Below are 16,844 nucleotides of genomic sequence, written 5' to 3' on the forward strand. Positions count from 1 at the left end.
GTATCGCGAGGGGGCAATACGCAAAGGGCTCCTTCCCTGGAGATGGAAAGATTGCCCGGCAGTCTGAGGAAATCTGACCGCCAGCTCAAATTCAAAAAAGTGCTGTTTCAGTGCATTTTTTTTGCAGCGTCACAAAACAGTGCGTTTTCTCACAGCACTTTGACCGCACGACCGATGAACTGCACCGGCCCGCTGGGCTTGCCGCTGGCCGAGCCGGTCGGGCTCTCCAGGGTCAACTCGAATAGCTGGTTGTCCTGCAGCGGCGGCAAGGCATCCAGCGGCACTTCCACGGCCTGCCCCGGCGCGATCAGGCCCAGCGACACCGGCCCGCTCCAGCCATCAGCCTTGGTCCAGAATTCCAGCGCCTTGTCCGCGGGCACTTCGGCCATGCCCAGCGGAATCAACTGCACGGTGCGGTGATTGCTCGCCTGCACGACCCAGCCGGGCGATTTGTCCTGCGGCGCGACCAGCACCACCAGGTAGGTCGGCGTCGCTGCAGGTGGTTCGCGCACCAGCAACACCGCCAGTAACAGACTGGCCGCCAGGCCCGCCACCGACACCCAACGCCAGGGTGTCGGACGCTGCCACCAGCGTTCGGGACGAGCGGCAGACAGCGACGGCGAAAGATCGCCCACGCTGCGCTCGATGCGTTGCCACAGATACGCGGACGGTGTCTGCGCCGGCGCCTGCACCTGCAACCCCTGCAAACGGTGCTCCCAGGCATCGACCGCTTCCCGCAGCGACACATCGTGTTCAAGGCGCCGGGCGACGACCTGACGCTGGTCGAACGGCAGCGTGCCGAGGACATATTCAGCGGCCAGCGCATCACTGTCGTCGGGGCTTGTTTCGCGGCTGTCGTCGAGGTCGCCGGTCGTCATCCCATGCACTCGCGCAAGGCAGCCAGGCTGCGTTTGATCCAGGCCTTCACTGTGCCCAGCGGCGTCCCGAACGTGCGGGCGATCTCGGCGTGGGAAAAGCCATCGACATACGCGTGGACCAGGCAGGCCCGGCGTACAGGTTCCAATTGCTCCAGGCAGGTGGTCATGCGCCCACTGCGCAACGGACCGTCCCCCTCGGCGGCGCTGTCGCCCGGCTCGGCCTCATCGCCCAGCGGCACATCGCGCTCCCGACGCCGCAGGAAATCCAGCGCCAGGTGCCGGGTGATGCTGAACATCCAGCCACGGGCACTGCCACGTGCCGGATCGAAGGTGGCGGCGCGGGTCCAGATGCGGATAAAGGCGTCGTGCACCACGTCTTCGGCCAGGGCGGTGTCCTTGAGCAGGCGCCGGGCAACGCCCAACAGCCGCGCGCCCTCCTCTTCGTACAAGCGCTGCAGCGCCTGGCGGTCGCCGCGTGCGCAGGCCGCCAGGTGGGCTTCATGGTCGAACGAGGACAGGGGTAAGGTCACAGGGCTTGCCGTCGACGAGTGGTTACCGCTAGCAGCGTAGACCACCGTCGAACGGGCAACCGTGGCTTATCGGGCGGTCCAGAAAATATAGTCCGCCTGATAATTCACCTTCTCCTGCTTGCCCTTGTCAGCCGTGGTGCAGGCGCTGCCTGGCGCCACGCCGCCCTTGAGTGCGACGCGCTGGATATAGGTCACGCCGTTCATGGCGCCGGCGCCTTCAGCCGGGTTGGCCTTGACCAGTTGGTACGGCAGGTTGCCCGGGCTGGAAGGTGCCACCGCCAACTGGGTGCCGGTGACTTTCGAGCCGTCCTTCGCCTGCCAGGTGGCGGGCGGGCCGAAGTAGTCGCCAACCGCCTTGCCGCTGCGGTCATTGAGCACGGCCTTGGGACCGACGAAGGTCCATTCGGTCTGCCCGGGCTTGTCGGCCTTGTCGCGGCATTCGTAGGTGATTTCGCCGACGCCGACGGTTTCCAGCGCGACCTTGTGGCCGTCCGGCACCTTGATGCTGTCGGGCAGCGCGCTGGTGGCATGAGCGGCGGAACCAAGCAGGAGGCTGGACGCGGCTAGAGCGGCGGCGGCCAGTGCGAAGCGGGATTGGCGGTTCATAAGGCGTGACTCCAGTCAGGATGATCGGTCAGGCAGCACGAGGCTGCTGTCTGAACTACCTGGCAGGACGCCAATTGGATGCACGCGGATGAAAAAATAATCGCGGAACATGTCCGCGATTATCCGGGTGACGCCTGGACCGTGCTTACAGGCCCAGTTCCTCGGGGGTCAGCATGTCCGACTCGAAGGCGATCCAGCCGTATTCCAGCTCGGCGTGGCCGTTGACGATCTCGCCGTAGTAGGTCAGGCCGTTGTCGAGGGTCACGCAGACATGGGTGGGGTTCTCGGGAGCCGCCAGGGCGCCATTGAAATGCACCTTCTTCAGCGTTTCCGTCACCGCCTCCAGGGAGATTTGCACGCCGGCGTTCTCGACAGCCTCGACGTCATCGCGCTGTTCGGCGCTGATGGTTACGGTGGCGGTGTATTTCTTCATGCTGAAAGTGCTCCGTGAGCGGAATAAACGGCCGCACAGGATAAGCCAGGATGGCCGCAAAAGCCCGTATCCCGACGTGCGGGCCGGTCCCCCGGTATCGCCAGCCATCACGAAACCGAGCACGCCGCTGCCCGCGCTGGTATCGTGCCGGGCTGAATGACTGCATGCCGTAAGGAGATGACCTTGAGTGCCGAAGCCAAATTGACCGGTGACCTGTTCGACGTCGACAAACGCCTGAACCTGAAGCCCGTGGTGGACTTCAACACCTACCTGAACAACGCCTTCGGCGACGGCAAATGCACCTGCGCCCGCTGCAAGGAAAGCGCGAACGACGAAAGCGCCTACGCCTTCGCCCACAGCTTCGAGTTCAACGGTATTCCGCTGCATCGGCGTTTTGCCACGACCACCGCGGCCGACGTGCTGGGTGTGCTGAAAAAAGCCTGGCTGTCGTACCACAAGGAAGAGTTGCCTGGCGGCAGCCTCGATCTCGAGAACCTCAAGACCTTCGTCGAAGCGCGCCTGCAGGTCCGCCTGAAGCCACTGTTGCTGGCCAGCGGGCTGGTGAAGGAACAGGAAGATGGCAGCCTGCTGTTGCTGGCTGACGGGGACTTCATCTGAATCCTTGAAAAACGCCATCGCTGGCAGGCGCAACGCCGCCAGCGATGAGGTTTCAGCAGATCAGGCTACAACCCGATAACACGGCACATACGCCGCGCCGCCCGGCAGCTTCATCCGATGCTGCTCGACAAACGCCTGCAATAGCCGATCCAGCGGCTGCATGATCGCCGCATCGCCGTGAATCTCGTACGGCCCATGCTCTTCGATCAGGCGGATGCCCTTGTCCTTGACGTTGCCGGCGACGATGCCGGAGAACGCCCGACGCAGGTTGGCCGCCAGCTCATGCGGCGGCAAGTCGAGGCGCAGTTGCAGGCTGGCCATGTTGGCGTGGGTCGGATCGAACGGACGCTGGAAGCCCTCCTCGATTTTCAACAGCCAGTTGAAGTGGAACGCGTCGTTGCGCTCGCGGCGGAACAGCTTGACCGCCTTGAGGCTCTCGGTCATCTGCCGGGCGACCTGCGCCGGGTCGTCGATGATGATCTGGTACAGCCCCTGCGCCGCTTCGCCGAGGGTGGCGCCGACGAAGTCGTTCAACTGTTGCAGGTACGGCTCGGCGCTGCGCGGCCCGGTGAGGATGACCGGGAACGGCAGTTCGCGGTTGTCCGGGTGCATCAGGATGCCCAGCAGATAGAGGAATTCCTCGGCGGTGCCGGCACCGCCAGGGAAGATGATGATGCCGTGGCCGACCCGGACGAAGGCTTCCAGGCGTTTCTCGATGTCCGGCAGGATCACCAGCTCATTGACGATCGGGTTCGGCGCCTCGGCGGCGATGATCCCAGGCTCGGTCAGGCCCAGGTAGCGGCCGCTGCTCATGCGCTGCTTGGCATGGGCGATGGTGGCGCCTTTCATCGGCCCCTTCATCACGCCAGGGCCGCAGCCGGTGCAGATGTCCAGTTTGCGCAGGCCCAGCTCGTGGCCGACCTTCTTGGTGTACTGGTATTCCTCGCTGCTGATCGAGTGACCACCCCAGCACACCACCAGCTTGGGCTCGACGCCCGAACGCAGGGTGCGCGCGTTGCGCAGCAACTGGAACACGTAGTCGGTGATGCCCTGGGAGTTTTCCAGGTCGATCTTCAGGCGGTCCAGCTCGCTCTCGGTGTAGACGATGTCGCGCAGGGCGCAGAAGAGCATCTCGCGGGTGCTGGCAATCATTTCGCCATCGACGAAAGCATCCGCCGGGGCGTTGAGCAGTTCCAGGCGGACGCCGCGGTCCTGCTGATGAATACGGACCTCAAAGTCCTTGTAGGCATCGAGGATGGTCTTGGCATTGTCGACATGGGCGCCGGTATTGAGGATGGCCAGGGCGCACTGGCGGAAAAGGGTGTAGATACTGCCCGAGCCGGCCTGGCTCAATTGTTGGACTTCACGTTGGGAAAGCGTCTCCAGACTCCCTTTCGGGGCGACCGAAGCATTGATTACCTGTCTTTGGGCCATGCTGAATTCCATGCTGTTCGGTGCCTGCGAACGACTGTGGCACCGCTGTTGTGAACGCCGCACGCGCGGGTCTCGCACCTGTTTGTAACAGGTGGCCGGGCTTGTAGCAAACGGCCCGGCTTCACTGAGTATGGACGCATCCGACGACAGGGCACGGCTTCTTCACACTGCCATCAGGCCGCCTGCTTCAAGGCTTGCGCCTTGCTTCGCACGGCAATGGCGGCAAAACACGCCAGGCAACCGAAGCCCGCAGCCGCCAGCGCCAGGCACATCGGTGCCGGGGTGCCGTCAGCCAGGGCACTGACCACGGCACTGAACGCCGCGCCGAGGGCGAACTGGCAAGCCACCGCCAGCCCCGCCGCCGCGCCGGCCTGACGCGGGTACAGCGCCAGCAGGCTGGCGACGCAATTGGCGCCCATCAGACCGGTGATGCTCACGTAGACGATCACCCCCGCCACGATCGCCGTCAGCCCGCCCCAGTCGCTGAGGCCGATCGCCAGCAACCAGAGCGCCGCGACACCGCCCAGCGCCGCCCCTACCGACAGCATCCGCAACGGCCCGACGCGGCTGACCATCCGCGCGTTGATCAGGGTGACGACGATGATCCCCACCACGTTCAGGCCAAACAGCCAGGCGTAGCCGCTGGGCGACACGCCGAAATACTCCATGTACACGAAGGGCGACGCGGTGATGAACGCGAACATCCCGCCAAACGCCAGGCCCATGCAGAGGATGTAGGCCAGCGCCACCGGCTGCCGGGCGATCTGCCAGTAAGCGCTGAAGGCCTTGGCCAGTGAATCGCCGCGCATGTCCGGGGCATGGGTTTCGCCGATCTTCCAGACCGAGGTGGCCAGGCACAGCGCGGCGAACACCAGCAGGCCGAAAAACACCGTGCGCCAGCCGTTGAGTTCCATCAGCAGGCTGCCCAGCAACGGCGCCACCAGCGTGGCAAGCATGGTCACCAGGTGCATCAGCGACAACACCCGCGCCGCCTCGCTGAGGGCGAACAGGTCACGCACGATGGCCCGCGCCAGCACCGAGGCCGCCGCGCCGCCGAGGGCCTGGAAAAAGCGCCAGACCACCAGTTGCTCCACGGAGCTGGCGAACATGCAGCCCACCGTCGCCACCAAGTACAACACCATGCCGCCCAGCAGCAGCGGCCGCCGGCCGTAGCGGTCCGACAGCGGTCCGTAAACCAGCATGCCCAGGCACAGGCCGGCGAGGAACAGGCTGATGGTCAGTTGCACGCTGGCGGCATCGGCGCCCAGGTCGCTGGCGATCATCGGCAGGCTGGGCAGGTAGGTGTCGATGGACAGCGGCGCGAACGCCACCAGCGCGGCGAGCAGGACGATCAGCCGGGCCGGATTGGCAGTGTGGGTCATCGGGACTCCGAAATCAGGGAAGGAAGCGGCATAACGTTAATATCTTAATTTTATTCGCAAGCGCAGCAAAAGGACTTTATCGGTATAAAGATAATATGTTAACTATAAGCCAAGCCCGCGACCCAGGGCCCGGCCTTACAACGCCATAACGAACGCACCAAAACAAAAACAAAAGGTATGAAGTCCATGTCCCTCCCCCGTCGCCTCACCGCGGCCAGCGCTGGCCTGTGCGCCACGCTCGTCCCGTACCTCGCCCACGCCGATTTCATCAAGGACAGCAAAGGCAGCCTGGAAGCACGCAATTTCTATTTCAGCCGCGATTTCCGCCAGAGCAACGCGCCGCAAAGCCAGGCCCGGGAATGGGCCCAGGGCTTCATTCTGCGTATGGAGTCAGGCTTTACCGAAGGCACTGTCGGATTTGGCCTCGACGCCCTCGGCGAGCTGGGCGTGAAGCTCGACTCCAGCCGTGACCGCCGTGGCACCGGCCTGCTGCCCTACGGCGCCAGCCAGGAGCCGGTGGACGACTTCAGCGAACTGGGCCTGACCGCCAAAGCGCGCATCAGCAAGACCACCCTCAAGCTCGGCACCCTGCAACCGATGCTGCCGGTCGCGGCGATCAACGACGTGCGCCTGCTGCCCTCGACCTACACCGGCGGCTTGGTCACCTCCCAGGACATCGACGGCCTGACCTTCAACATCGGCCGCCTGGAAAAGCAGAACCTGCGGGATTCCTCCAGCAACGACGAGATGAGCTACGCCGGCGTCGAGAGCAGTCACCTGGACCTGGCCGGCGGCACCTACGCCCTGACCCCGCGCCTGGCGGTGAGCTACTACTACGCGCAGATGCAGGACATCTACCGCCAGCACTACGCCGGCCTGGTCCACGACCTGCCGCTAGCCGACGGCGTCAACCTGCGCAGCGACCTGCGCTACTTCGACACCCGCGAAACCGGCCATGACGCTCTGCGCTCGGCGGCCCGGGTCGACGGCGGCAAGATCGACAACCGCTTCTTCAACGGCATGCTGACCCTCGGCGTGGGCGCACACAAATTCGGCCTGGGTTACCAGAACCTCTCCGGCGACGGCGATTTCGCCTACCCGGGCCTGGACCCGTATTCGGTCAACCTGGTCACGGTGAACGTCTTCACCAAGGCCGAGACCGACGCCTGGCAAGCGCGCTACGACTACAACTTCGCCGCCTTCGGCCTGCCCGGCCTGAGCTTCATGACCCGCTACGTCAACGGCAAGAACATCGAGACGGCGACGGTCAGCGGCGGCAAGGAATGGGAACGCGACACCGATATCGCCTACGTGGTACAGGACGGTCCGCTGAAGAATTTCAGCGTGCGCCTGCGCAATGCGACCTTCCGTTCCAGCGGCGGATTGACCAGCGATATCGATGAAAACCGGCTGATCCTCGGGTACACCGTGGCGCTGTGGTGAGGGAAGAAAAAGCGTAAATACGGGTTTTATCTTCAAGATGTACAGCAGGCCGGGGCACAATGTGCCACCACGAAACCAGCCCCGGACTGCTTATGACCACCGCCCAGGTCCCTCCTGCGCAGCACACCGCCTTCGATATCCGTCCCCTGCTCTTCGCCCACATGGCCTGCACTATCGCCATGATGGCTTTCGTCTCGCTGATCGGCCCGATCGCTCGCGTGCTCGACCTCGCCCCCTGGCAGGCAGGCGCGGCGATGACGGTGTCCGGGGTGATCTGGATGCTCCTCGCCCGCCCTTGGGGCCGCGCCAGCGACCGCTATGGCCGCCGCCGGATCCTGCTGCTGGGTGCCGGCGGTTTCACCCTCTCCTACTGGGCGCTATGCCTGTTCATCGACGGCGCCCTGCGCTGGCTGCCGCCCGCCTCGATCGCGTTCGCCGGCATGGTCATCGGCCGTGGCGCCATCGGTGCGTTCTACGCCGCCCTGCCGGTAGGCAGCAACGCGCTGATCGCCGATAACGTCGCGCCGCAGAACCGCGCCAAAGCCATGGCGTCCCTCGGCGCCGCCAACGCCGTCGGCCTGGTGCTCGGCCCGGCCCTCGCCGCCTTGCTCGCCCGCCACAGCCTGAGCCTGCCGATGTACGCCATGGCGATCCTGCCGCTGCTGGCCCTTTTGGTTTTGCGGTTCAAGCTCAAGCGCCAGGAACTGCACCTGGCCCAGGCCCCGCGCAGCGTGCGGATGACCGACCCGCGCCTGCGCCGGCCGCTGGTGGTGGCCTTCGTCGCCATGCTCTGCGTGTCCCTGGCGCAGATCACCGTCGGTTTCTTCGCCCTCGATTGCCTGGGCCTGGAACCGGGCGACGCCGCACAGGCCGCCGGTATTGCCTTGACCATGGTCGGCGCAGCGCTGATCTGCTCGCAATTGCTGGTGCGCAAGCTGCAATGGCCGCCGCTGCGGATGATTCGCGTCGGCGCCAGCATCTCGGCCCTGGGCTTTATCGCCAGCGCCTTCGCCACAAGCAGCCTGGTGCTGGCGCTCGGTTTCTTCGTCAGCGCGGCGGGCATGGGTTGGGTGTTCCCGGCCTTCGCGGCGCTGGCAGCGAACGCCGTGGACGCCTCTGAACAAGGCGCCACCGCCGGCTCCGTCGGCGCCGTACAGGGCTTCGGCGTGGTGATCGGTCCGCTGGCCGGAACCTTGATCTACAGCCTCGATCCGCGCCTGCCGTACCTGGTCGCCGCCGTGCTGTTGCTGCTGGTGGGGCTGTGGTCGACCTCACGTGCCCCGGCACACGTCTGAAACCCGCACGATCCGCCGTTCGCCGCTCGGGCACAGGCTGCCCGAGTGTGCTTTAATGCGTCGCCCATTATTTTTGACACCAAGGCGGCTATGGACACGGGGACACGACTCAGACTGGTGCGTGAACGCAACAAGCTCTCCCAACGCGAACTGGCCCGGCGCAGCGGCCTGACCAACTCGACCATTTCACAGATCGAACAGAATCGCGTCAGCCCCTCTGTCAGTTCCCTGAAGAAGCTGCTCGAAGGCATCCCCATGTCCCTGGCGGAGTTCTTCAGCTTCGACGAGCCGCCGCGGCAAGAACGCTTCGTCTTCCGCGCCACCGAACAGCCCGACCTGGGCAGTTCCGGCCTGCGCCTGCTGCTGGTTGGCGCCAGCGTCGAAGGCCGGCAGATGCGCATGTTGCGCGAGCTGTACGCCCCAGGCGCCGACTCCGGTGAAGAGCTGATCGTCCACGCCGAAGGCGAGGAATGCGGCCTGGTCACCCGGGGCACCATTGAACTGCGGGTCGACGGTCAGGTGAGCATCCTCAACACCGGCGACGGTTATTACTTCCCGACCACCTTGCCCCACAGTTTCAAGAACATCGGCCAGGATGAGGCCGAGATCATCAGCGCCAACACCCCGGCGAACTTCTGATCCACGGCGGCGGTAGCGCGGGACCTCTCGCGCTACCGCCGTTGGTTCACATCCAGCCCAGCCAATGCCACCAGGTGGCGGCAAACACCAGCATCAGCAGATAACCGGCCAGGGTCACTACCAACCCGACCCGGGCGAACTGCCGTGCGTTGAAGGTTTCGGTGCCAAGACACACCATGTTCTGCGGCGCATTGATCGGCAGGATAAAGCCGTAGCTGACCACGAAGCCCAGGGCCATGGTCATGCCCAGCCGACTGAAATCACCCGGCAAGGTCTGCAGCACTGCGATCAGGATCGGCAACAGCGCCGAGGTCAACGCCGTGGCGCTGGCGAAGCCCAGGTGGATCACGATCAGGAACGCCCCGAGAATCGCAAACACGCCCAGCGTACCCAGTTGATCCAGCCCGGTATGGGCGACCACCTGCGCGCCCAGCCATTGGCCGGCATGGGTGCTGAGCAAGGTGGTGCCGAGGCTGATGCCCACGCCGAAAACGATCACCGTGCCCCACGGAATCCGTGCCTGCACGTCCTTCCAGGTCATCACGCCGAAGCGCGGCAAAAGCAACAGCACCAAGCCGGCATAGGTGGTGGACGTGGTGTCGAACGCGTGCAGTTTGCCCTCGGTGGCCCACGCCAGCAGCAGGGCCAGCGAAACGCCGAGCAGACGCTTCTGCGCCCCGCTCATCGGCCCCAACGCCGCCAGTTGCTCGGCGACCGCAGCCTTACCGCCAGGGATGCTGTCGGTCTCCGGAGGCAGCATTTTCAGCACCAGCACAATCAGCAACAGCGACATCAGCACCGCCCACGGTGCGCCGGCGATCAGCCAGTCGATCCACGACACCCGGGCGCCGAGCATCTTGTCCATGAAGCCGACGGTCAGCAGGTTCTGCGCCGCAGCGGTCTGGATACCGATGTTCCAGATGCTGGTGCCCTGGGCGACGATGATCATGATCCCGGCGGCGATGTTGGAGCGCTTGTCCACGCCGAACGCGGCGATCACCCCCATCATGATCGGCACCACACAGGCGCTGCGCGCGGTGGCGCTGGGCACGACCAGGCTGAGCAGAATGGTCACCACCACCGCGCCCAGCAGGATGCGCCGGGTGCTGACGCCGATGCGGTCAAGGGTCACCAGAGCGATGCGCCGGTCCAGCCCGGTGTGAGTCATTGCCGCGGCGAGAAACAGCGCGCCCACCACCAGTGCCAGCGCCGGGTTGGAGAAGCCGGTCAGGGCCATGCTCACCGCCGCCGACGAGCCGTAGGTGACGGTGGGGTCAGCCAAGGTCGGCGCGGTGCCGAGGAGAAACGCCAACAGCGAGGTGATCATGATCGCACTGGCTTCGTAGGACACCGCCTCGGTGATCCAGATCACCACGGCAAACGCCAGGATCGCCAACACCCGCTGCCCCGCTACCGGCAAGTCGGCCGGCAACGGCAAGAACAGCACGGCCACCAGCGCGACGATGCCGACCAGCAAGCCGACGGGCAGCCCCAGCCTGGCGCCGGTGGTTGAAGGAGAAGTGCTTGTCTGACTCATGAACGCCTCGCTGACTGCGGAACACCCGGCAAGCGCTCTATCCCGGCACTTGCCCCTTATTGCGATGATCCTCCCCGCTTGCTCGGGAAAAACTGACCCGGATCAAACCCGCCCGACATTGCCGCGAGCGTCTGCCCCGGGTTTTGTAGGGCAATCCAACAGAGCACTACATAAACGCCACGCACGTAGGAAAAGTATTTTGTAGTGCTAAGAAAAAATCACTACAAAACCTGTTGACGCCATTCGTCGCCCTCTGCATGATGAGCCCATCTCCCCGATCGGGAGTGCTGGCAAGGGTGTTCCAGACGGTCTGAGCAGTTTTCAGGTCGTCCGTGGAGAGGGACTGTCCAAAAGGCAGAGTGAAGAAAGCCCCTGTTGCAATGCTGCGGTAGCAGCCTTGGTAGTGCGCTACATGAGTAGCGCCAGATAGACAAAAACCACTGACGGGTTAATGGGGGCTTTAATGATGAACTTGAACGAAAAACCGACCATCGAAGAATTGGCCAAACTGTTCGCAGCGCGTAAAGACAGCCTCGACAGCCACATTCTCTGGGTTTGCGATGCCGGCGAGGTGCATATCGACAGCCTGTCGCCTTACACCGCCGAAGACGAATTCGAAGAGCGCAAGCCGAACATGCGCGCCCGGCTGAAGATGTACCGCCGCGGCCAGGGCTACGTCGGCAAGAAGGCCGCCGCCGACACCCAGTACGTCGGTCGCGTGTTGCAGACCCTGGAACAAGAGTGGCCAACGCTGCGTGAAACCCAGGGCGTGCAGATTATCGACCGCCTCTGCTGATTCACCCGCGTCAATTGAGCCCGGCCCGCAATGGCCGGGCTTTTTCATGCCCGGCATCAAAGTTCATCGCGCGATTCTGGCTAAAATGCGGCTTTTCCCCGGAGTACCCGCATGACCAGCCCCGCTTTCGGCACCGCGGACGCGTCCTACCAGGCAGCCGGCGGCTTCGACGGCCTGCGCCGCCTGGTGGATGACTTCTACGACATCATGGACCAGGACCCGACGGCGCAGACCGTCAGGCACATGCATGCCGATGACCTGAGCCTGTCCCGCGACAAGCTGACGTGTTTTCTCAGTGGCTGGCTCGGTGGTCCGCGCCTGTTCGCCGAGCGCTACGGGCCGATCGGCCTTCCGTCCTTTCATGCTCAGTGGCCGATGGACGAGGGTCACGCCCGGATCTGGCTGGATTGCATGGCCCAGGCCATCGCTCGCCAGGATTATTCAGCGGAGTTCGCCGAGTATCTGCTGACTCAACTGCGGGTTCCGGCTGGGCGCATCGTTCAGGCCAGTCGTGCGCGGCACGGGCATTGAAGGGATGCCTTCCTTGTTTTGGTCTTTTGGTCCTAGCTTTGGCTTTGCGAACTGATCCGTTCGATGTGGCGAGGCTGCCGGCCCCTTCCGCCTCTACGGCGGCCTACTTTTCTGCTTGGGAAAAGTAGGCAAAACCGCTCGCTCCCACATCCGGCCCTACGCTGCGCTCCGGGTCCCCTCCCTCCGGCGCCTTTCGGGGCCACGCGGCCTACGACTTGCAAGCAAGTCTACATCTCGCGTCTTCGGCTTACGCCGAAGGGTGCTGCGCACCTGCCCCTACAGGCACCTCCGCTCGGCCTCCTGAAGTCGCGAAGTTACGGGCGGCGTATGTGATGACGGATCTTCGAAATCAGAGTCTGGTGAAACCACCGATTGGCTCTTTTTTTCTTGATCTTGCTTCTGCTCTTCATGCACGCAAGTTCAGACGACACAAATTGCGACGTCAGGAGGCCGAGTGGAGGTGTCTGAAGGGGCAGGTGCGCAGCACCCTTCGGCGTAGCCGAAGACGCGAGGTGAAGACTTGCGAAGCAAGTCGTAGGCCGCGTGGCCCCCGAAAGACACCGGAGGGAGGGAACCCGAAGCGCAGCGTAGGGCCGGATGCAGGAGCCAGCGGTTTTCGTCTATTTTGCCAAGACAAAATGGACTCGCCGTAAAGGCGAAAGGGGCCGGCAGCCTCGCCACACGGAATGGATCAGCCCAGAGCACCCAAACCCAAAGCCAAAGCCCCCCGTGAAGAACCAAAAAAAAGCCGGCAACCCTGCCGGCTTTTTCAATAGTTTCATTCACGCCTGGCGAAGCAACGCCATCGGCTCTTCAGGTTGCAGCCCGGCGACCATCGCCCGGGCCCGATCGACACCCCAGACCAGCGAGCGGCTCATGCTCTCACCGGGGCGGGACGGGTAATACTCTTCCAGCAAGGCCTTGCCCTGCCGGGCATAAACACCGAGAAAAAGTTGTGTTGCCCCGGTACGCGAAAGCCTTACCTGGACATCGATACTGGTGCCATCGCTGAACACCTCGTCATGACTGCGGCTGTGCAACCGGGCATCCGCCCATTCCCAATACTTCTCTTCCCTGATGCGCATTACAGTCCTCCACTGGATTTACCGCGCTAGTAAGGCACAGATCACCCTCCCTCTCCAGCGCCGCCGGGCGGCGCAATGAGCAAGATCAAGCAAAGCGGCATGAATTGGCAGATTTCGCGTACCAGTCCGCGCTTTCGGGCAGTGCCTTACCAAAATCAAAAAGACGTGGCGCACAAGCCGAACATGCCCCGAAGGGCACGGGTTTCAGCGTTTTGGCAATGCGGCGGGCAGGAACCTGCGGCTTTCGATGCGCGAGGGCGTCCTGGATTTCCAGGTGACCTGGGCATCGTCCAGGGTCATGTTGGCGAAACCAAGGCGGAACGCCGCCTGGCCGCAACGCACCACGCTATTGACGGGAAATTCGTCACCGAGGTCTTCGAGAAATTGATCCTTCATTTACCGGCTCCCCTCTGAATTCGGTCGATACCGATCCCCCAGCGAGAGACCTGAAAATATCGACCTGGATGTTTCAGAGACTAGCCGGACATTTGCGGACTGCTCAGTCACAAAGCAAAAAGACCGACAAATGGCGCAGTGCAATCATTCCGCCCGCGCCCTTTGCCGAATCTCAGGCTCGCGCTGGCAGGAACCGCGCTTTCAGGCGCGGCCCGAACACATTGATCAACAGCCCGACCATCACCAGCAAACCACCCCAACACTGGATCGCACTCAAGCGCTCATCCAGCAGCACGGCCGACGAACTCAGCCCCACCACCGGAACCAGAAGCGAAAACGGTGCCACTTTGCCGGCCGGGTAACGCGACAGCAGCCGGCTCCACAAGCCGTAGCCAAGCATGGTGGCGATCAGCGCCAGGTAGACCAGCGACAGGATCGAGCTCATGCCGATATTGCGCAGCGACGTCTCGATCAGCGCCGGGCCTTCGAGGTACCACGACATGGCGAAGAACGGCAGCGGCGGCACCAGCGCGCCCCAGATCACCAGCGCCATCAAATCGATATTGCCGAAGCGCCGCGTAATGATATTGCCCATCGCCCAGCAGGCGCCGCCGCCGAGGGTGAGGACCAGCGCCAGCAACGGCACATGGCCGCCATTCTCGCTGCCGATCAGCGCAAGCCCGCCCGCCGCCACCAGCAACCCCAGCACGCTGGCCGCCCGCAGCCGCTCGCCGAGAAAGACCGCGGCGAAAATCATCGTGAAAAACGCCTGCGATTGCAGCACCAGCGACGCCAGCCCCGGCGGCATGCCGTTGCCCATGGCTTCGAACAGAAAGGCGAATTGACCAAACGAAATGGTCAGCCCGTAAGCCAGCAGCCAGCGCAATGGCAACTGCGGCCGGCGAATGAAAAACACCGCCGGGATCGCCACCAGCGCAAAGCGCAGGCCGCCCAGCAGCATCGGCGGCAAGCCGTCCAGCCCGACCTTGATCACCACGAAATTCAAGCCCCAGGCGACGATCACCACCAACGCCAACAGCAGATCCTTGAGCGGCATGTTCCCCCCGGCCTATTTGTAATATTCGGAAACATCATAACGTTATTACAAAAGCCGCTCTACGCCGGGAAGCGAGGCTGACGGCCGGGGTTATGGACGGGTCGCGATCACGCCGACTGTGATCGGTGCACCAGGAAGCGGCAATCTCAGGCGTGGACGCTCCACTGGGTGACATCCGCACCCATCGGAGAATCGTCGATCGCCTGAATCAGCCCGCACAGGATGGCCTCATCGGGGGTGACGATGCGCGGGTGCGACATCAGGTAGCGCGGAATATCCAGCACCTGCTCCGCGCCCTCGGTGCGTTCGGCGACGATCTGCGCATAGAGCAGCAGGTCGTAATCCAGGCTCATCGCGTATTCCGCCATGCGCGCGTGGTCCACCGAGCCGTGCAGGTTCCAGTGGAAGGGATGAAACAGGAATTTGCTCAAGGCGCAGGCGGTGCGGTGCTCGCCGGCCAGGAACAGGATATTGCCCATGGACTCGACGGTGCCGAGGTTGTGGGTGTCCACCCGGATCGGCAGCGAGCGCAGGAAGTTGTACAGGCTGAAACCGTAGCTGCACTCCCCGCCCATCGTGGCGATGTTCAACTGCAGGCGTTCGGCGCCTTGTTGCAACGCGCGCGAGCAGGTCGTGATCAGGTTGCCGCAGGTGGAGGAATTGATCGGTCCGGTGAAGTGAATGATATGACTGGTCATGCTCACCTCGTATCAGGTCGGTTGCCGAGGGCCTGACGGCGCCTCGGCGTCTTCCGTGGGTCAGGCGTCGTCGGCCTTCACGTCCTTGCCGGGGGCCTTGTGCTCGGCCAACTCGCCCAGGTGCTGATAGCGCTTGCGCAGTTCGTGCAACTGCTTTTCGTCCAGATCATCGAGCCCGAGCAAGGCATTGTGCGCGCGCTTGGTCGTGCGCAGCAGTTCGTCGATCTTGATGTGCAACTCATCGGTGTCGCGGTTTTGCGTGTTCTGAATCAGGAACACCATCAGGAAGGTGACGATGGTGGTCGAGGTATTGATCACCAATTGCCACGTATCACTGAAATGAAACAACGGCCCACTGAGCCCCCAGACCACCACCAGCCCGAAGGCGATACCAAACGTCATCGGCCGGCCCGTCCAGTTGGCCAGCTTCTGCGCGAAACGCGAGAACTTCATGTGGATGCTCCTCACAACACCGTTCGACATTCGGTGGAGAGGCTGGCGAGGGCAAAGTTCAGTCAATCTCACCTGCCGGCGCCACTCGTCCATCGCCCTGAACGCATCGCCAAAACTTCCGGTCGCACGCCATAAGATCCCTCGCAAAGGACACCCCGGTGAGCGAGATCCATATTGGTATTTCCGGCTGGCGCTACGCCCCTTGGCGCAAGCAGTTCTATCCCGAGGGCCTGGTCCAGGCCAAGGAGCTGGCGTTCGCCTCGCGGGCGGTCAGCAGTATCGAGATCAATGGCTCGTTCTACGCCTTGCAAACCCCGCAGCGCTACGCCGAATGGCGCGACGACACGCCGGACGGCTTCGTGTTCGCGGTCAAGGCACCGCGCTACATCACCCATGTGCGGCGGCTGAAAGAGATCGCCGAACCGCTGGCCAATTTCTTCGCCTCCGGCCCGCTGCAACTCGGCGAAAAGCTCGGGCCGATCCTCTGGCAGTTTCCGCCGAGTATGAAATTCGACCCGCAGCGCTTCGCCGATTTCCTTGATCGCCTGCCTCATGACCGCCATGCCGCCACGCACTGCGCCCGGCAGTGCAGCGCGCGCATGAACAAGGACGGCGCCTTCGACAGCCACGGCAACGGCCCGCTGCGCCATGCCGTGGAGATCCGCAACGAGAGCTTTCGCAACGCCGAGTTCATCGACCTGCTGCGCAAGCACGGCGTTGCCTTGGTGGTGGCCGACACCTGGTTACCAACAACATAGTTTGACACAGCCCCTCAAGTAAACCGGGGCCTGTAGGATGATCCGGGGTCCATACAACAGCAACATAGACTGACACAGACGCGTCACATTTCAAATACGATGCTCGATTGGTAACAACATAGATTGACACAACAGCGACGGCGTTCATTGAATCGCCCCTAGTTTCGTAGACACCTCCAAGCCTCATAATGAGGCCCAAATAGGAGGAGCCATGAGTCGTCAGCGTTACCCCGAAGAATTCAAGATCGAAGCGGTCAAGCAAGTGACCGAGAAAG

The 16,844-nt window shown here is 63.3% G+C and carries 18 protein-coding genes and 1 pseudogene; 7 read left to right on the top strand and 12 right to left on the bottom strand.

Translation table 11 applies throughout. From position 1 onward, the window contains the following. Positions 1-149 precede the first annotated feature (149 nt). From CKW37_RS30560 to CKW37_RS30575, 4 genes are all read right to left on the bottom strand, one after another. Positions 150-878: an anti-sigma factor domain-containing protein gene (locus CKW37_RS30560; RefSeq protein WP_095159830.1), complete on the bottom strand. Its 729-nt coding sequence runs from the start codon at positions 876-878 to the stop codon at positions 150-152. Then, the gene (locus CKW37_RS30565; RefSeq protein ID WP_095159831.1) at positions 875-1,408 is read right to left on the bottom strand and encodes a sigma-70 family RNA polymerase sigma factor; all 534 of its coding nucleotides are present in this window, start codon (positions 1,406-1,408) and stop codon (positions 875-877) included. Before CKW37_RS30565 ends, CKW37_RS30560 begins: the two co-directional genes overlap by 4 nt. A gap of 66 nt (positions 1,409-1,474) precedes the next feature. Further along, on the bottom strand, positions 1,475-2,014 hold the full coding sequence (locus CKW37_RS30570) for a DUF3455 domain-containing protein (RefSeq protein WP_095159832.1): 540 nt from the start codon (positions 2,012-2,014) through the stop codon (positions 1,475-1,477). Between the two features lie 145 nt (positions 2,015-2,159). Continuing rightward, a complete protein-coding gene (locus tag CKW37_RS30575; RefSeq protein ID WP_095159833.1) occupies positions 2,160-2,447 on the bottom strand; it encodes a hypothetical protein in 288 nt (95 codons plus the stop codon). A 177-nt stretch (positions 2,448-2,624) separates the two neighbouring features. Here CKW37_RS30575 and CKW37_RS30580 point away from each other — a divergent pair, with 177 nt between their 5' ends. Further along, on the top strand, positions 2,625-3,065 hold the full coding sequence (locus CKW37_RS30580) for a hypothetical protein (protein ID WP_095159834.1): 441 nt from the start codon (positions 2,625-2,627) through the stop codon (positions 3,063-3,065). Positions 3,066-3,125: 60 nt separating this feature from the next. Here CKW37_RS30580 and ppnN read toward each other — a convergent pair whose 3' ends face one another. Then, positions 3,126-4,499 carry a nucleotide 5'-monophosphate nucleosidase PpnN gene (gene ppnN, locus CKW37_RS30585; RefSeq protein WP_095159848.1) on the bottom strand — a complete coding sequence of 458 codons (1,374 nt, stop codon included), beginning with the start codon at positions 4,497-4,499 and terminating at the stop codon, positions 3,126-3,128. Positions 4,500-4,672: 173 nt separating this feature from the next. Further along, positions 4,673-5,881, bottom strand: a complete 1,209-nt coding sequence (locus CKW37_RS30590; RefSeq protein WP_095159835.1) for a Bcr/CflA family multidrug efflux MFS transporter — start codon at positions 5,879-5,881, stop codon at positions 4,673-4,675. A gap of 186 nt (positions 5,882-6,067) precedes the next feature. Between CKW37_RS30590 and CKW37_RS30595 the strand changes: the two genes are divergently transcribed. From CKW37_RS30595 to CKW37_RS30605, 3 genes are all read left to right on the top strand, one after another. Next, positions 6,068-7,324: an OprD family porin gene (locus tag CKW37_RS30595; RefSeq protein ID WP_095159849.1), complete on the top strand. Its 1,257-nt coding sequence runs from the start codon at positions 6,068-6,070 to the stop codon at positions 7,322-7,324. Positions 7,325-7,416: 92 nt separating this feature from the next. Then, a complete protein-coding gene (locus tag CKW37_RS30600) occupies positions 7,417-8,619 on the top strand; it encodes an MFS transporter (RefSeq protein ID WP_095159836.1) in 1,203 nt (400 codons plus the stop codon). Positions 8,620-8,709: 90 nt separating this feature from the next. After that, positions 8,710-9,258 (top strand): cupin domain-containing protein, encoded by a 549-nt coding sequence (locus CKW37_RS30605; protein WP_095159837.1) that lies wholly within the window; start codon positions 8,710-8,712, stop codon positions 9,256-9,258. A 46-nt stretch (positions 9,259-9,304) separates the two neighbouring features. On the opposite strand, the gene CKW37_RS30610 is transcribed toward CKW37_RS30605, so the two are convergent. Next, positions 9,305-10,795, bottom strand: coding sequence for a DASS family sodium-coupled anion symporter (locus tag CKW37_RS30610; RefSeq protein WP_095159838.1), 1,491 nt, complete (start codon positions 10,793-10,795; stop codon positions 9,305-9,307). Between the two features lie 463 nt (positions 10,796-11,258). On the opposite strand from CKW37_RS30610, the gene CKW37_RS30615 reads away from it, so the two are divergent. After that, positions 11,259-11,591, top strand: coding sequence for a hypothetical protein (locus CKW37_RS30615; protein ID WP_095159839.1), 333 nt, complete (start codon positions 11,259-11,261; stop codon positions 11,589-11,591). A 111-nt stretch (positions 11,592-11,702) separates the two neighbouring features. Then, the gene (locus CKW37_RS30620) at positions 11,703-12,122 is read left to right on the top strand and encodes a group II truncated hemoglobin (protein WP_095159840.1); all 420 of its coding nucleotides are present in this window, start codon (positions 11,703-11,705) and stop codon (positions 12,120-12,122) included. A 782-nt stretch (positions 12,123-12,904) separates the two neighbouring features. Here CKW37_RS30620 and CKW37_RS30625 read toward each other — a convergent pair. The 5 genes from CKW37_RS30625 to CKW37_RS30645 form a co-directional block, all read right to left on the bottom strand. Beyond that, positions 12,905-13,207, bottom strand: a complete 303-nt coding sequence (locus CKW37_RS30625; RefSeq protein ID WP_095159841.1) for a hypothetical protein — start codon at positions 13,205-13,207, stop codon at positions 12,905-12,907. A gap of 204 nt (positions 13,208-13,411) precedes the next feature. Beyond that, positions 13,412-13,603, bottom strand: a complete 192-nt coding sequence (locus CKW37_RS30630; RefSeq protein WP_095159842.1) for a hypothetical protein — start codon at positions 13,601-13,603, stop codon at positions 13,412-13,414. A 172-nt stretch (positions 13,604-13,775) separates the two neighbouring features. Beyond that, positions 13,776-14,660, bottom strand: coding sequence for an EamA family transporter (locus CKW37_RS30635; RefSeq protein WP_095159843.1), 885 nt, complete (start codon positions 14,658-14,660; stop codon positions 13,776-13,778). 146 nt (positions 14,661-14,806) lie between these two features. Then, positions 14,807-15,358, bottom strand: coding sequence for an ATP-dependent Clp protease proteolytic subunit (locus CKW37_RS30640; RefSeq protein WP_095159844.1), 552 nt, complete (start codon positions 15,356-15,358; stop codon positions 14,807-14,809). 60 nt (positions 15,359-15,418) lie between these two features. Further along, on the bottom strand, positions 15,419-15,811 hold the full coding sequence (locus CKW37_RS30645; RefSeq protein WP_095159845.1) for a low affinity iron permease family protein: 393 nt from the start codon (positions 15,809-15,811) through the stop codon (positions 15,419-15,421). Between the two features lie 158 nt (positions 15,812-15,969). Between CKW37_RS30645 and CKW37_RS30650 the strand changes: the two are divergent. Further along, positions 15,970-16,551, top strand: a pseudogene (locus tag CKW37_RS30650) (DUF72 domain-containing protein); the annotation flags it as partial. Between the last annotated feature and the right edge of the window lie 293 nt (positions 16,552-16,844).

Source organism: Pseudomonas sp. Irchel 3E13 (genome assembly GCF_900187455.1).
In the GTDB taxonomy this organism is placed as follows: domain Bacteria; phylum Pseudomonadota; class Gammaproteobacteria; order Pseudomonadales; family Pseudomonadaceae; genus Aquipseudomonas.

What these genes read in the sequence shown, in the direction of transcription:
- CKW37_RS30560 (WP_095159830.1), bottom strand. Translation starts at nt 878, where the DNA reads ATGACGACCGGCGACCTCGACGACAGCCGCGAAACAAGCCCCGACGAC.
- CKW37_RS30570 (WP_095159832.1), bottom strand. Translation starts at nt 2,014, where the DNA reads ATGAACCGCCAATCCCGCTTCGCACTGGCCGCCGCCGCTCTAGCCGCG.
- CKW37_RS30575 (WP_095159833.1), bottom strand. Translation starts at nt 2,447, where the DNA reads ATGAAGAAATACACCGCCACCGTAACCATCAGCGCCGAACAGCGCGAT.
- CKW37_RS30580 (WP_095159834.1), top strand. Translation starts at nt 2,625, where the DNA reads ATGACCTTGAGTGCCGAAGCCAAATTGACCGGTGACCTGTTCGACGTC.
- ppnN (WP_095159848.1), bottom strand. Translation starts at nt 4,499, where the DNA reads ATGGCCCAAAGACAGGTAATCAATGCTTCGGTCGCCCCGAAAGGGAGT.
- CKW37_RS30590 (WP_095159835.1), bottom strand. Translation starts at nt 5,881, where the DNA reads ATGACCCACACTGCCAATCCGGCCCGGCTGATCGTCCTGCTCGCCGCG.
- CKW37_RS30595 (WP_095159849.1), top strand. Translation starts at nt 6,068, where the DNA reads ATGTCCCTCCCCCGTCGCCTCACCGCGGCCAGCGCTGGCCTGTGCGCC.
- CKW37_RS30600 (WP_095159836.1), top strand. Translation starts at nt 7,417, where the DNA reads ATGACCACCGCCCAGGTCCCTCCTGCGCAGCACACCGCCTTCGATATC.
- CKW37_RS30605 (WP_095159837.1), top strand. Translation starts at nt 8,710, where the DNA reads ATGGACACGGGGACACGACTCAGACTGGTGCGTGAACGCAACAAGCTC.
- CKW37_RS30610 (WP_095159838.1), bottom strand. Translation starts at nt 10,795, where the DNA reads ATGAGTCAGACAAGCACTTCTCCTTCAACCACCGGCGCCAGGCTGGGG.
- CKW37_RS30615 (WP_095159839.1), top strand. Translation starts at nt 11,259, where the DNA reads ATGATGAACTTGAACGAAAAACCGACCATCGAAGAATTGGCCAAACTG.
- CKW37_RS30620 (WP_095159840.1), top strand. Translation starts at nt 11,703, where the DNA reads ATGACCAGCCCCGCTTTCGGCACCGCGGACGCGTCCTACCAGGCAGCC.
- CKW37_RS30625 (WP_095159841.1), bottom strand. Translation starts at nt 13,207, where the DNA reads ATGCGCATCAGGGAAGAGAAGTATTGGGAATGGGCGGATGCCCGGTTG.
- CKW37_RS30630 (WP_095159842.1), bottom strand. Translation starts at nt 13,603, where the DNA reads ATGAAGGATCAATTTCTCGAAGACCTCGGTGACGAATTTCCCGTCAAT.
- CKW37_RS30635 (WP_095159843.1), bottom strand. Translation starts at nt 14,660, where the DNA reads ATGCCGCTCAAGGATCTGCTGTTGGCGTTGGTGGTGATCGTCGCCTGG.
- CKW37_RS30640 (WP_095159844.1), bottom strand. Translation starts at nt 15,358, where the DNA reads ATGACCAGTCATATCATTCACTTCACCGGACCGATCAATTCCTCCACC.
- CKW37_RS30645 (WP_095159845.1), bottom strand. Translation starts at nt 15,811, where the DNA reads ATGAAGTTCTCGCGTTTCGCGCAGAAGCTGGCCAACTGGACGGGCCGG.